13 protein-coding genes are annotated in these 12,476 nt (G+C 60.9%); 4 read left to right on the plus strand and 9 right to left on the minus strand.

The genetic code is table 11. The features are described 5' to 3' along the window. Nucleotides 1-158 precede the first annotated feature (158 nt). Nucleotides 159-989 (plus strand): inositol monophosphatase family protein, encoded by an 831-nt coding sequence (locus KEM63_RS11355; RefSeq protein ID WP_223651728.1) that lies wholly within the window; start codon nt 159-161, stop codon nt 987-989. Between the two features lie 23 nt (nt 990-1,012). Here the strand turns inward: KEM63_RS11355 and KEM63_RS11360 are convergent, their stop codons facing one another. Beyond that, nucleotides 1,013-2,020 (minus strand): winged helix-turn-helix domain-containing protein, encoded by a 1,008-nt coding sequence (locus KEM63_RS11360; protein WP_223651729.1) that lies wholly within the window; start codon nt 2,018-2,020, stop codon nt 1,013-1,015. 226 nt (nt 2,021-2,246) lie between these two features. Here KEM63_RS11360 and KEM63_RS11365 point away from each other — a divergent pair, with 226 nt between their 5' ends. The 3 genes from KEM63_RS11365 to KEM63_RS11375 all read left to right on the plus strand — a co-directional run bounded on the left by KEM63_RS11365 (nt 2,247) and on the right by KEM63_RS11375 (nt 5,891). Continuing rightward, nucleotides 2,247-3,260: an ATP-grasp fold amidoligase family protein gene (locus tag KEM63_RS11365; RefSeq protein WP_223651730.1), complete on the plus strand. Its 1,014-nt coding sequence runs from the start codon at nt 2,247-2,249 to the stop codon at nt 3,258-3,260. Next, nucleotides 3,257-4,552, plus strand: a complete 1,296-nt coding sequence (locus KEM63_RS11370; RefSeq protein ID WP_223651732.1) for a lipopolysaccharide biosynthesis protein — start codon at nt 3,257-3,259, stop codon at nt 4,550-4,552. Before KEM63_RS11365 ends, KEM63_RS11370 begins: the two co-directional genes overlap by 4 nt. Nucleotides 4,553-4,670: 118 nt before the next feature. Beyond that, nucleotides 4,671-5,891 (plus strand): maltoporin, encoded by a 1,221-nt coding sequence (locus KEM63_RS11375; protein WP_223651734.1) that lies wholly within the window; start codon nt 4,671-4,673, stop codon nt 5,889-5,891. A gap of 55 nt (nt 5,892-5,946) precedes the next feature. Here the strand turns inward: KEM63_RS11375 and KEM63_RS11380 are convergent, their stop codons facing one another. From KEM63_RS11380 to KEM63_RS11415, 8 genes are all read right to left on the minus strand, one after another. Beyond that, entirely contained in the window at nt 5,947-7,167 is a 1,221-nt protein-coding gene (locus tag KEM63_RS11380; RefSeq protein ID WP_223651736.1) for a hypothetical protein, read from the minus strand. Between the two features lie 44 nt (nt 7,168-7,211). After that, nucleotides 7,212-7,679 carry a curli production assembly protein CsgB gene (locus tag KEM63_RS11385; protein ID WP_223651737.1) on the minus strand — a complete coding sequence of 156 codons (468 nt, stop codon included), beginning with the start codon at nt 7,677-7,679 and terminating at the stop codon, nt 7,212-7,214. A 154-nt stretch (nt 7,680-7,833) separates the two neighbouring features. Then, nucleotides 7,834-8,619, minus strand: a complete 786-nt coding sequence (locus KEM63_RS11390) for a CsgG/HfaB family protein (protein ID WP_223651739.1) — start codon at nt 8,617-8,619, stop codon at nt 7,834-7,836. Nucleotides 8,620-8,635: 16 nt separating this feature from the next. Next, a complete protein-coding gene (locus tag KEM63_RS11395; RefSeq protein ID WP_423747795.1) occupies nt 8,636-9,055 on the minus strand; it encodes a curli assembly protein CsgF in 420 nt (139 codons plus the stop codon). After that, nucleotides 9,052-9,432, minus strand: a complete 381-nt coding sequence (locus tag KEM63_RS11400; protein ID WP_223651741.1) for a CsgE family curli-type amyloid fiber assembly protein — start codon at nt 9,430-9,432, stop codon at nt 9,052-9,054. The genes KEM63_RS11395 and KEM63_RS11400 overlap by 4 nt, the downstream gene beginning before the upstream one ends. Further along, a complete protein-coding gene (locus KEM63_RS11405) occupies nt 9,429-10,082 on the minus strand; it encodes a helix-turn-helix transcriptional regulator (RefSeq protein WP_223651743.1) in 654 nt (217 codons plus the stop codon). The genes KEM63_RS11400 and KEM63_RS11405 overlap by 4 nt, the downstream gene beginning before the upstream one ends. 319 nt (nt 10,083-10,401) lie before the next feature. After that, the gene (gene mepA, locus KEM63_RS11410) at nt 10,402-11,241 is read right to left on the minus strand and encodes a penicillin-insensitive murein endopeptidase (RefSeq protein ID WP_223651752.1); all 840 of its coding nucleotides are present in this window, start codon (nt 11,239-11,241) and stop codon (nt 10,402-10,404) included. 14 nt (nt 11,242-11,255) lie between these two features. Further along, complete coding sequence (locus tag KEM63_RS11415; RefSeq protein ID WP_223651754.1) at nt 11,256-12,326, minus strand: alpha/beta hydrolase family protein; 1,071 nt, start codon at nt 12,324-12,326, stop codon at nt 11,256-11,258. Between the last annotated feature and the right edge of the window lie 150 nt (nt 12,327-12,476).

The raw sequence follows: 12,476 nt of genomic DNA on the forward strand, positions 1-12,476 counted from the left end.
CAGTGCCGTCGACATTGCTGGGGGCATGATGCCCCAGGAAGACAACCGACGGGTTGTCTGACGGTGCAACTTAGCGGCTGCGCGACGCTCGAAATTCGGTGGGATGCTCTACTATCCCGCCCACCGATCATCAATCACCGATCCGGATCAGGACCGCCATGACATCGTCTCCGCTCGACCCGCACGCCATCGACATCGATCTGACCTCTCGCTACGCATTCGCCCGCCATGTCGCGCTGGACGCCGCTCAGCGGGGCATGGCGTATTACAGCGGCCGCCGCGAGCTGACCGTGGAGTTCAAGAATGCTGATGAGCAGGATGTCGTCAGCATCGCCGATCGCGAACTCGAGGCGTTCATCCGTGCCGAGCTGGAGCGGGCGTTTCCGGAAGACGGCTTTCTTGGCGAGGAAAGTGGCCAGGCCAATCTGTCGGCCCGCTGCGTATGGGTCATCGACCCGATCGACGGCACCGCGTGCTTCGTCAACGGCTTGCATACCTGGTGCGTATCGGTCGGCATGATGCTCGATGGCAAGCCTTGTATCGGAGCCATTGCCGATCCGAATCACGACGAGCTGTTTCATGGCTGCATAGGACGTGGCGCCTGGGTCAACGACACGCCGCTGCGTGCCAGCCAGGCGCAACATGTCCGTGAAGGTCTGACCGGCACGGGGACCTTCCACCCGACCGGCAAGCAACACTTCATGCCGTTTCTGCAGTGCCTGCTGGATGAAGGCGGCATGTTCATTCGCAACGGCTCGGGCGCATTGATGACCGCCTATGTCGCAGCGGGCCGGCTGATTGGCTACTACGAAACGCAACTCAAGAGCTGGGATTGTCTGGCGGGGTTGGTGCTGATCGACGAGGCTGGCGGCCGGCGAAACGATTTCTTTCGCGGCAACGGGCTGACCGAGGGAAACCCCTTCCTGGTGGCGGGCCCGAAGGTCTATGACCAGCTCGCGAACATGATCGGACCGTCTCTCGACGCCTGAAGCGCCGCCGGACAGTCAGGCTCTCAGACCCGCGAGCGGCGGGGCCTCCGGATGGGCAACCCAAGCAGTCTGTGCCACCCGGTCGACGGCCCCTCGGCTGGAGCGGCATCCAGCCATTCGGCGACGGACGCGGCCCTTTTGCTCGGATCAGGACAGGTGGCTGCCTCGATCAGTGCCTGACTGCGTGGATCGGGTACATCGATGCGCCAGTCACCCAGCAACGGTCGATGGATATCCGCGCTGCACAGTTGATAGAGAATCACGCCCAGCGAGTAGATATCGCTGCGGGCATCGCCGGGATACCCGCGATACAGTTCCGGGGCGCGGTAGGGGTTGATCGCGTACGCCGGCGCCGGGGGGGCTGTGTCGCGCGGCCGACGCGCCAGCAGAAGCAGGCGCCCATCGGCGAAGAAATTGACGTTGACGCCCGAGATGCCGGTGTAGCCCAGACCCTCCTCATGGCGTTTGGCGACGGACGCGGCAAACTGACGAAAGGCCTCCAGTCGCTTCGGCAAGGGGACGTCGATGAGCGATCGGGAAAGGGCTTCCGACGCCGGCCGGGAGGTCGCGTCGGCTGGCTCGTCGGTCGACGCAGCGCGGATGCGCAGCGGCAATACATCCAGCGTCGTCAGGCTGCTGTCTGGTGCCATCCGGGTCGCCCGGTCGACTACTGCCCCCTCCGCCGAGCCGACGCCATCGAAGCGTACCGGACCGTTCAGTCGGTAACCCACTCCCGCAATGGTGACGATCAGCTTGGCATCGCGCCCAAGCGCCTTGCGTAGCTTGGTCATGGCATTGGGCAGTACGTTGCGGACCGTGATGCGGCCATCCCACACCACCTGCAGCAGTTCCTCATGGGGCACCACGCGGTCAGCATTCTGCAGCAGAACGTGCAGTAGGCGAAGCGGACGCCGCTCAAGCGTTACTGTCTCGCCCAGCACTGACAGTTGCAGCGTTTCCGGACAGAACTCGGCGCAACCAAAATGGTAACGGGGCGGTACGCGGCGGGGCGAAGGCAGTGACGCTGGCATGGGGTGACTTCCCTGTTTGACCGACATTTTCAGTCCATTTGAAGCTTCGTCATCTCAAACTGCCAGTAGTTCGGACTGTTTGCTTTGCTGGCGACGAACGGCATGCTTGCGTTAGCCATCCGTTAGATCTGCGGGGCAACGATATGTCTCACGTTAGGGTCAGAGTGGCAGCCAGGCGAACCCTCGCGAGAGTCGCCTGAAGGACCACCATAACAAGGAGCGAAACATGGCACTGAAAAGCCTTGTCCACGGCCAGCAGGAAGCTCAGCCCCTCCTCCCGCCGGCGGTCGATCTGATCGATGATTTGCGCGAGACCGCACTGTACCAGTGGCAGTACTTCCGGATTCACCGCCGGTTCTGCAATTTCGACAACCCCCGCGCCTTCTCGGAAAAGATCTTTCATCGCATGCGTTACCCGAGACCGGAGTTCTCGCGGCTGGCCGACAAGGTGCTGGTACGCGATTACATCCGTGACGTGGTTGGCGATCAGTACAATGTTCCGCTGTACGCTGTGGTTGACGAGGTGCGACCGGAGCACTTTGCCATGCTTCCCGATTCCTTCGTCATCAAGGCCAATCACAGTTGCGGCGCCCTGCGGATCATCAACGACAAGTCCTGCTGCGACGTGGTCGAACTGTCGAAAGCTGCCAATGAATGGCTGAAGGTGGACTTCTCCGAGTACAACCATGAGAAGCACTATCACGATATTCGCCCGCGCGTGCTGTTCGAGAAAGCGCTGCTGATCAGCGGCAAGCCCGCGCCCGACTACAAGATCCACGTCTTCAATGATGCCAACGGTCGAAGCTTCAGCTTTCTCCAGGTGATTGATGGCCGTTTCGGTGATACTACGCAAAACCTGTATTCCGTGGACTGGCTGGTTATGCCGTTCCGTATCGGCGGTCGGCTGCCGGGCAGTCTGGACCCGCAGATCATCGAGCCGCCCGCCGAACTCCCGGAAATGGTCAGGCTGGCCAAGCGCCTCGCGCGCCCGTTCGGCTACTGCCGCGTCGACATGTACCTGTTCGAAGGCCAGATTCATGTGGGCGAGCTTACCTTCACCCCGGGCGCAGGCGAATGCCGGTTCTTGCCTGAACAGTGGGACTGGACGCTGGGATCACTCTTCAGGTGGCCCGAACCGCCCCGGCCCGTGCCGGTCATGGACCCCCAGACTGCGCCGGTGTCGGTAGCTGCTGAACAACACGACGACTGGGGCGATCTCGACGCGGCGCGGCTGGCATGATTGGCACCGCCGTCATGCGCAATTCGCTGACGCACCTGAGCGGTCGCTCGCTGCGCCATGTCGCGGTTCTTGCTGGTGGAACCGCCACCGCGCAAATACTGACTCTGGCCGCAACGCCGCTGATCACCCGAATGTTCGGGCCCGAGGCCTACGGCGCTGCCGGCAGCTTCCTCGCGCTGGTCTCCATGCTGGTGCCGGTGGCGGCGCTCTGTTACCCGCTGGCGATCGTACTGCCGCGAGAGGATCGTGATGCGCAGGGGCTGAGCGTGCTTTCGCTGACCATTGCACTGGTCCTTGCTCTGTTGACACTCGCCTGCGTGTGGGTCGGCCAGCCTCTGCTCGAACGCACCGGAATGACGGCATCGTGGCTGCTCCTGCTGCCGGTATTCATGCTACTCGGGGCACTGCGCCAGGTACTCGAGCAATGGGCTCATCGCCTTGGGCGCTTTCCCGTCTCCGCGCGCGTCTCGGTGGCTCAGTCCGTAACGGCCAATGGCGGAAAGATCGGCGGCGGTCTGGCGTTTCCTGTCGCGGGGACGCTGGTCGGCATGGCGCTGCTTGCAGAGGTGGTGGCGTGCGCGTGGTATCTCGCATCGCTGCGCCGGGTCGTCGTCGAAGCCTTCCAGCGCAGGCATGAGTCGACCACGGCTCTGCGCCAACTCGCCGCGACCCACTTCGATTTCCCGGTGTACCGCGCGCCGCAGATTCTGGTCAGCAGTCTCTCACTGGGTTTGCCCGTCCTGATACTCGGAACCTGGTTCGGCGCTGCTGCTGCAGGATTCTATGTCCTCGCCCGCGTGGTGGTAACGGCTCCGGTTACCTTGATCGGCAAGGCCATTACCGACGTGCTGACTCCTCGCCTAGCGGAGGCTTCACGCCGCGGAGAAGCGTTACGACCCCTGCTCCGCAAGGCCATGCTGGGTCTCGCACCCACCGCCGCGTTACCGATGCTCTCGGTCATCATCGCGGGGCCGATACTGTTCGAATGGCTGTTCGGTGCCGAGTGGCGCCCGGCTGGCGAACAGGCCCGCTGGCTGGCGCTATGGTTCTACGTGACATTGATCACCATGCCCTGTCTCGCCGCCCTTCCAGTCCTGCGGATGCAGCGCTTCCACCTGCAGCTCACCTGCTGGAGTGCGGCGGTACGCTTGTCGCTGCTGCTCGGGTGCGCCGCCCTCGGCGCCGATGTCATTACCTGCGTTGCCGTCTACGCCATCTCAGGTGCGCTCATCAATCTGCTGCTGGCCGCCAGGGTGCTGCCGGCTTCGTCCGCCCCGGTCGCACGCGACTGACCGCTTCCCCTCTGCGCAATGCCGGCCGGTGAACTACCCTTGAGCGAAAGCAGCGTCCGGATCTGACGCCCGGATGCCGCCGTTCCTGAAAACCGCTGGCTAATGGACGGGAGGCAAGATGAACTGCAAACGATCTGTCCGGGCGGGGGCACTTGCGCTGGCCTGCGGCGCGTCGGCACAGGGGTATGCGTTGGAATTCAGCGGGTATCTGCGCAGCGGGATGGGCGAATCGACGTCCGGAGGTACCCAGGCCTGCTTCCAGCTGGTCGGAGCGCTGAGCAAGTACCGCCTGGGGAACGAATGCGAGCAGCTGATCGAGCTCATACTGTCACAGCAGGTGTTGGCATTCGACAACGGTTCGTCGTTGAGATTGACCGGCATGGCCGAGCTGATCAGCGATTACAACCATTCCCCTACGTTCACCGGCGAGCACGGCAGCGCACGCATGGTCCAGCTGTATGGCGAATGGGACGATGTGCCCGCGTTGGGGGAAGCATCCGTCTGGTTTGGCAGACGGTATTACAACCGCAACGACATTTACCTGACCGACTTCTATTACTGGGACCAGCGCGCACTGGGCGGGGGCATCGAAAAGCTCCCGCTGGGCGATCTCGAACTGAGCTATGCATATCTGCGCGAGGACAGCATTCTCAACCAGCGCTATCACTACCGGCACGACGTGCGCCTGGGCGCCATCGGCGCGGGTGAGCAAGGCGAAATCGAGCTCGGCCTCAGCTATGTCGACGAGCCTGACGAGGGGGATGCTACCAGCGGCTGGGCGCTTACGGTGCAGCATCTCCAGGAAGAGGTGCTGGGTGGCACCAACACGCTGGCGCTGCAGTACGGACGCGTGCCGGGCAACGCCCTGGGCTACACCGGCAATGAGTCGGTCGGCCCTCAGGCCCGCACCTGGCGCGTGGTGGAATATCTGCAATGGCAGACCACAAGGCGTTTTGGCGGCGGCGTACAACTGGTCTACCAGAAAGACCAGCGCCGGGATGGTGGCGATCAGGAATGGTGGTCGGTCGGGATACGGCCCACCTACGCCCTCAGCGAGCAATTCAAGCTGGTCGCAGAACTCGGACACGATCAGGTTGATGCGGAAGATGGGACGCGCAAGCTGAGCAAGTTCACTCTCGCACCCACCTGGTCGCCTACCGGGCCAGGCTTTTCAGATCGTCCTGAGATACGTCTGTATTACACCTATGCGTCCTGGAACCGCGCAGCGCAGCGCGCGGCGGACGAGCTGTCCGCGGGAACCGCATTGTCTACCAGCGGCGCCTTTGCCGATGCCCGGCATGGATCGAACGTGGGGGTGCAGATCGAGCACTGGTGGTAGTCGCTGATATGAACCAAGCCGCCGGCGCGATGGCCGGCGGCTTGGTTATTGCTGCTTACTGAGTGATGGACGCAACGTTCGCCGTTCCGGTCTGGGTCATCAGCGCCTCGTTGTAGTTGCCTGACTGACCAACTACCCCGACGTTGCGGGAGCCGCTCTGGTAGATGTCCGCCAGGTTGTCGCTGCCCCACTGGGTCGCTGTAGCCACGTTACGATCGCCGTACTGTTCAACGGCGGCGATGTTGTCCGAGCCCCACTGTCCGGTAGTGGCCTTGTTGGCAAAACCGTCCTGGAAGATGGTGGCGTCGTTGCCGCTCTCAAGCTGCTCGGCAGTAGCGACGTTGAATTCACCAGTCTGCTCGATATCGACGGTGCCGTTATCACCAAACTGGCTGGAGCGCGCCCAGTTGCCAGTGCCGGTCTGGTCGATCGAAGAATCGTTATCGTGGTCGCCCTGTGCGCTATACGCAATGTTCACACCGCCAGCCTGATCGATTTTCGAATCATTATCAGAACCCGACTGCGATGCGTCAGCGTAGTTGCCGCCGCCCACCTGATCGATATTGACGATACCGTCGGTCCCTGATTGCGATGAGGACGCGATATTGGTCACGCCGTCCTGCTCGATTTCCGCCAGGTTGCGGGAGTCGGTCTGGACCGCGCGCGCCTGGTTAAGCGTGCCGTCCTGATCAATCGTTGCAGTGCTGTGCGAGCCCGACTGATAGGTTGTGGCATCGTTACCCTGGCCTTTCTGATAAATGTTGGCTCTGCTGCTTTCGGTGTTCACCTGCTCGGCCAGCGCGTCGTTGTACCAGCCTTCCTGTTCCACCAGAACCTTGTTGTTCCAGCCGGACTGGTCGATTACAGCGTCGTTGTAATAGTCATGCTGCACGACCACCGCATCGTTGTTCCATTTGGTCTGCCGGACCTTCAGATCATTGCCCAGGCCACGCTGCTCGACGTCGATATCGTGCCAGTCTCCGATACTGGAGGTGTCGACCGAGTTGCCGCGGCCGGTCTGCAGCGAGTCCAGGGTATTACCCTTGCCTTCCTGATAGGCGTCGAGCTCCTGGCCACGACCGAACTGGTCGACGTTGACCCGGTTGAGTTCACCTTCCTGAACGGTGCTGGAGTACTGATGCGCACCGGCCTGATAGATAGTCGCCTGCTGCTCGTCGCCTTCCTGAATAACGTAAGCCTCACTGTTGTTCGCGGCATGAGCCTGAGCGACACCAAGTGCAAGCAGAGCGGCAACCAGCGGTTTGATCTTGAACATGTTGTTTCTCCTGATGAATCCTGGAATCAATAAGGAAGTGCACGTTAGCGATATTGGCGAACCAATATGTTTACAAGCTGGCCGGACTGCGCAATGGATGCACTTTTATCCGATCCAGTCTGTTCGATAAGGGCATTGTTGAACGCCCCCTGTTGCTTGATCAGCGCTTCATTGTTCGAGCCCGACTGCAGGATGGCGGCCTCGTGACCAAAGCCGTCCTGATCGATCAAGGCGGAATTGAGATAACCTGTTTGCAGAATGACAGCCTCAAGTTCTGCGCCCGTCTGCGCAATATGGGCGTCGAGCAAGTTACCGGACTGATGTATCGTGGCGAAGCTGTTTTCCGCGCCAGCGCCGCGTGACCCTGGAGCATTCAAGTCGGTTGACAACATCAACTCCGATGGAGCCAGATCGGCTGAGCCCTGAGCTTTGACAGGCGGCACAAAAAAGGTAAATAAAGTTGCCACCAGGCAAAAAAGAAGCGGCGCAAGCGAAGGTGTTGAGTAATTCATCTGCAGCGACTCGGCATTGAACGTCTTGATTCAATGGTCGATCAAAAGCGTCGCAAGGAACATCAATCAAAGGATTGAAAAATCATCTGAATAGGCGTTTTGTTTGGAATAAAAAAGCCGCTGTTAAGCGGCTTTGCTGAATGCCATTCCTTGACTACTGGGCGGCGGCGACCTGCCAGAGCCGCCGCTCCACACCCTGATTGATCAGATGCGCAACAGCTGCTTCAATCGCAGAGAGTACGCACAGCTGCGCCGGCTCGTTGGTCGTGTAGCCCGCTTCGGCTTCGAGCAGTTCCTTGAACTCAATGAACTTGTATACGTTGGCACTGCGCCCGATCGAGTAGATGGTCTTGGTCGTCATCACGTTCGAGAGTACCTGTCCGCTACGCACATCCACGGCACGCAGATTGACCGTCACCTGATCGACCCGGTACTCCTGAGACACTCCGATGCCGAGATAGCGCGCGCCCAATCCGCCGCTACGCACGTTCGTTTCATACGCGACGATGGCACCTTCGAGGATGATGTTCGCCGCCAGCAGCGAGGGTAGATCTTCCTGAATGTTGGGCGCCACATCCGGCTTGTTCTGCGATGCGCGAATGATCTTCCGTTCGGTCAGAACGTTCTGCAGGCCCTCCCGTTCCAGCACCACGAACCAGCCGCTGGCCTGGAGCGCATCGACCAGCATGCTGCCTGCGCCCTGCGTGACCGCCGTGGAGAAGGAGCTTGCAGGGTTGGGTTTGTACTGCCCGGTCTGGTCACGAAAGCCGTAGACTGCGGCCACCAGCTTGCCCTTTGGACGCGGCAGGTCCAGCAGGTCCTGGTACGTCGAAGCACGCGGTGTCAGGGTCGGGCCTTTCTGCTCGGCCGGCATGGGTTCGCGGACGGCGCAGCCCTGAAGCAGCGCGACCAGACCCAGGGCAATCATCATCTTGTTCATGTTCAGCATCCTGTGCTCAGTTGATTGCGCCGTATCCGGTGACGCTTATTTCCGAAACTTCACCGGTCAGCCTGTCGGTGATTTCGATGGTCAGATTCCCCGAGTCGTTGACGATATTGACGATGAAATCATCGGTTGTGAGCGAGCCGGTGTTGGTTTCCCCCAGGTCGCCAAGCAGATCGGACAGCAGCCGGGCTTCGAGCTGAGAAGTGAAGCGATCCAGCGCCGACTGCCCCGTGAGGGCCGAACGGTCGATGGCGTCCGGGTCCTTGGTATCGTTCTGCGCCTGCGCGCTGCCCAGAAGCCAGGCACCATTGAGCGGGCTGCCGCCAAACGACGGATTGACCGGGGTATACACCAGCTCGGTCGCGGCAAGGGCGCCGCTGAACAGCGCACCCACTGCCATTGAGCACATACAGCTAACTCGGCTTTTCATAGCTCATCCTTGTCCAGGTCGATGTTGTCTTCGAACAGCGCTTCGATCTTGCGCCGATTGATCTCCTGCAGGACCAGGTCGGCCGCGCGATACGCCGTCTCGTCCAGCTGCGAGGAATTGGGTGACAGGAACTCGCGATAGACCGGCTGCCCTTCCAGCTCAACCCACAGCAATACGCCCCAGCGTGCCGACGGGCGCTCCTTGACCACCAGATTGGTTTCCAGCGGCACCAGCTCGTTGAGCCGCTCGCTGAATTTGCGATAGAAGTCGTTTCCGGAGCGGGTAATCGTGTGGTTGATCACCAGCCCGTTGATCTCTGCTTCGTCCGCCCAGGCCGCAGGCGCGAGCAGGAACCAGAGCAGGACCCAGCGCCTCATGCTTCCGTACCGTCGACGTGACGCAGAACCATCGAGGCCGCCTGAGCGCGGTTTGTCGCACCCAGTTTGTACAGCGCGTTGTGAACGTGACTCTTGACCGTATGGATGCTCAGGTTTATCTGGTCGGCAATGTCTACATTCGAGAGACCGTTGCCAGCCAGCCGGAGAATCTGCTTCTCCCGTTGGGTCAGCGATGAAAGCTTGTCGCTTGCACAAGCAAACAATCGATAACGTGCGATCAATTTTTCCATCAATGCACGCGGCAGCCAGTCCCCGTCGGCCAACAGTATCTGTATGCCCGAGCGAAAGTTCTCACGCGACGTATTCTTGTAGAACACGCCTTTGATCCATGGAAAGTTTTGCAGTGCACTCAACGCCAATTCGGGAGTGGCATTGAAAAGTGCGACGGGCCTGTTTGGCGTGCTTTTCAAAAGGTCGAAACACGCCAGTTCGGACAAACTACCGGCATCGATCAGCAGCAGTTTGAAGGAAGCGTCGACACTTGCGACGCTCGCGCACCGAACTAACCTCAACGACGCGTCGTCCGGAATCTGATGTTGCAGAAACGTTACGGATATATCGCTGTTGGTGGAGATCAGAACTAGCGCAGGTGTAACCAGCTGCGAGCTGGCCGAATTATTATTCGACATGACAGATCCCTGTAGTCGGATTCATTCCCTAGACCGGAAGCGTCAATATTCCGGATGAAAATCAAGCTAGCCACGAAAGCTGACAAAATAAAGTCACGCCTTCATCAGGGCGCGCGCTTCCCGACGAAAGGTATATGCAGCGCCATACAGGATTTTCAAATGCAGCATTAAGTTGTTGAAAAGCAATACGTTGCAAAGCGGATAGGGGAATTGCGCCAGAAACCGGACTTTCGACACCGGCTACCGGACCAGGAAGTTGCGCATACTCACAATTGATGATGGCGCAGCAGGTCACGCGCTGCCACGCCAATTTCACATGTTACGGAGCCTCGAGAACAGCTGCACAGGCTTGAGGAAGCGTGCGATTCGGACTGGGTTCAAGTGCGGTACGCGGAGTGGGCGCCAGGTTGTCGCAGCCCTCGCCCGGAGGAGGCTCTGGCTGATCGACACAGGCGTGGGAGCCCGGCGGACACTTGAGACGCACGTGCAGATGCTCGTCATGCGCGGCCCAGGGTCGGATCCGCCGCAGCCAGGCGCGGTCCTCCCAGTCCCGTTCGCAAAGATCTCGCTTGATTGCTGCATCGACGAAGATGCGCGAAACGCGCGCATCGTCGGCCGCCATTCTGATCATCTGGGCGTGGGTATCGGTCCACAACTGGCGGTCGATTTCGCCCGTCTCGGCGTCGACCACGATCGGCTGTTCCAGGTTCTCGCGTTCACTGCGGTCGAGTTGCGGGAGATCCAGCCGAAACCACACGTCGACATCGAGACCGCTTTGATGGCTGACGTGCCCGTAGGACATCGGTCCCCCGCGGGGCTGTGCCATGTCGCCGATGAGCATGATGCCCAGCCCTGCCGCATCGAAGCGCTCTCCCAGGGTCTGTACGTAGTCCAACAGCTCCGGATGGCCAAAGTGACGGCGCCGCTCCAGATCCACGGCCTGATAGCCTGGCCCTTCAGACGGAAGCTCCATGGCTCCGATCAGACAGGCGCCGCCATGATGGCCGATGATCTGCGGCTCGCCCGGCAGAGGTCCTGGCACGCTCGACCAGTCCTGGTCAGCAGGAGCCCGCTGCGGCCAGGCCATCAGCAGTAGCGCCAGCGTACATAGCGAGAGTACCGCCAGGGCGGCTCGAATCGGGTTCACTCGGTATCGCACGATGGATCTCCTCGTTAGTCGCGGCGCTGACGCGCCAGCCATTCCAGCCCCGGTCGGTAGAGCATGTCGTGCTCGCCCTCGAACAGGACCAGCTCGACCGGGCCGGATTTCATATGCAACAACACATCGGCTTCAGCCGATTCAAACCCGACCAGGTCGCCGTCGTTGACATGACGCGAGCGCAGGGCGTCGGGTACCTCACGCGTGGAGCGCAACTGTTCGTAAGCCGCGGCATCGACGCCCTCGCCCTGCTTCGCCAGATCGTTGAATGCGCGCAGGGCATAGTCCGGTGGCACGGTCTCGTCGTCGATGCCGTGGGCGATGAGGATCGGCAGCTTGCCCGCCACCTCGGACATGTAGGTGCTGGGGCTACGCTTCCGGCACTCCTGACGCGCCGTATCGTTCTCGAGGGGGTTTCCGCCGCACGCGCCTTCGATCTCGCCGGCATACTTTTCACCGCGACTGGCGTTCCATTCGTACCAGTCAACCAGATCGTAGACCGGCACCCAGATCGCGGTACCGGCGAACACGTCCGGATTCATTCTGGCCAGATGAAGCGCATTCATCGCACCACCGGAGTACCCCAGCAGATAGATACGCGAGGGATCTACATTGGCGTTGTCCCGTGCATACTGCAGCGCGTCATGCATGTCCGAGAGGACCATTTCTGACGCCGTCGTGTCAGGATCACCGGTGTTTGCGCCGCGAAAGTCCGGATGCATGAATACCCAGTCGTTGGCACGGGCGAACTCGGCCAGCGGAATGTCGATGTTCTGCAGATAGCCGGTACTCCAGCTGTGAAGTACCAGCAGCAGCGGCTTGTCGCGATCGGAGCCGGAGTCGTAGAACAGCGCCTTCTGGTGGGCCCCGTCTGCGGATGACGGGATTTCGATATCCTCGACCTCCTCCACCGCTTCGCGCCAGCTTTCCCGATCCGCGCCGACGAATCCCCCGGGGTAATTGGTGACACGCAGATAGTCGCTGGGGTGTTGGAGCGCGGCACTGTCCTGCGCCACCGCGCAGGCGCCGGACAGCATCAGTGCGAGCAGCCAGATCGGCCTGTGGAAAACGCTGAACCGTCTCATGAGCAGTCTCCGAGCCAAGCGTTCCCTGCTGCGTTGACACCTGGCGACCCGAGCCAGGCCATTAATGCTGCGACTGCCACAGCGTTCCGCGGTTCCGTGGAAGTCATCCCCATCGACATTCATCCGGTAAATGGCGATTGTTGCCCGGCG

Origin of the sequence: Halopseudomonas nanhaiensis (assembly GCF_020025155.1) — a bacterium.
Lineage (GTDB): Bacteria > Pseudomonadota > Gammaproteobacteria > Pseudomonadales > Pseudomonadaceae > Halopseudomonas > Halopseudomonas nanhaiensis.

What these genes read in the sequence shown, in the direction of transcription:
- KEM63_RS11355 (WP_223651728.1), top strand. Translation starts at nt 159, where the DNA reads ATGACATCGTCTCCGCTCGACCCGCACGCCATCGACATCGATCTGACC.
- KEM63_RS11360 (WP_223651729.1), bottom strand. Translation starts at nt 2,020, where the DNA reads ATGCCAGCGTCACTGCCTTCGCCCCGCCGCGTACCGCCCCGTTACCAT.
- KEM63_RS11365 (WP_223651730.1), top strand. Translation starts at nt 2,247, where the DNA reads ATGGCACTGAAAAGCCTTGTCCACGGCCAGCAGGAAGCTCAGCCCCTC.
- KEM63_RS11370 (WP_223651732.1), top strand. Translation starts at nt 3,257, where the DNA reads ATGATTGGCACCGCCGTCATGCGCAATTCGCTGACGCACCTGAGCGGT.
- KEM63_RS11375 (WP_223651734.1), top strand. Translation starts at nt 4,671, where the DNA reads ATGAACTGCAAACGATCTGTCCGGGCGGGGGCACTTGCGCTGGCCTGC.
- KEM63_RS11380 (WP_223651736.1), bottom strand. Translation starts at nt 7,167, where the DNA reads ATGTTCAAGATCAAACCGCTGGTTGCCGCTCTGCTTGCACTTGGTGTC.
- KEM63_RS11385 (WP_223651737.1), bottom strand. Translation starts at nt 7,679, where the DNA reads ATGAATTACTCAACACCTTCGCTTGCGCCGCTTCTTTTTTGCCTGGTG.
- KEM63_RS11390 (WP_223651739.1), bottom strand. Translation starts at nt 8,619, where the DNA reads ATGAACAAGATGATGATTGCCCTGGGTCTGGTCGCGCTGCTTCAGGGC.
- KEM63_RS11395 (WP_423747795.1), bottom strand. Translation starts at nt 9,055, where the DNA reads ATGAAAAGCCGAGTTAGCTGTATGTGCTCAATGGCAGTGGGTGCGCTG.
- KEM63_RS11400 (WP_223651741.1), bottom strand. Translation starts at nt 9,432, where the DNA reads ATGAGGCGCTGGGTCCTGCTCTGGTTCCTGCTCGCGCCTGCGGCCTGG.
- KEM63_RS11405 (WP_223651743.1), bottom strand. Translation starts at nt 10,082, where the DNA reads ATGTCGAATAATAATTCGGCCAGCTCGCAGCTGGTTACACCTGCGCTA.
- KEM63_RS11415 (WP_223651754.1), bottom strand. Translation starts at nt 12,326, where the DNA reads ATGAGACGGTTCAGCGTTTTCCACAGGCCGATCTGGCTGCTCGCACTG.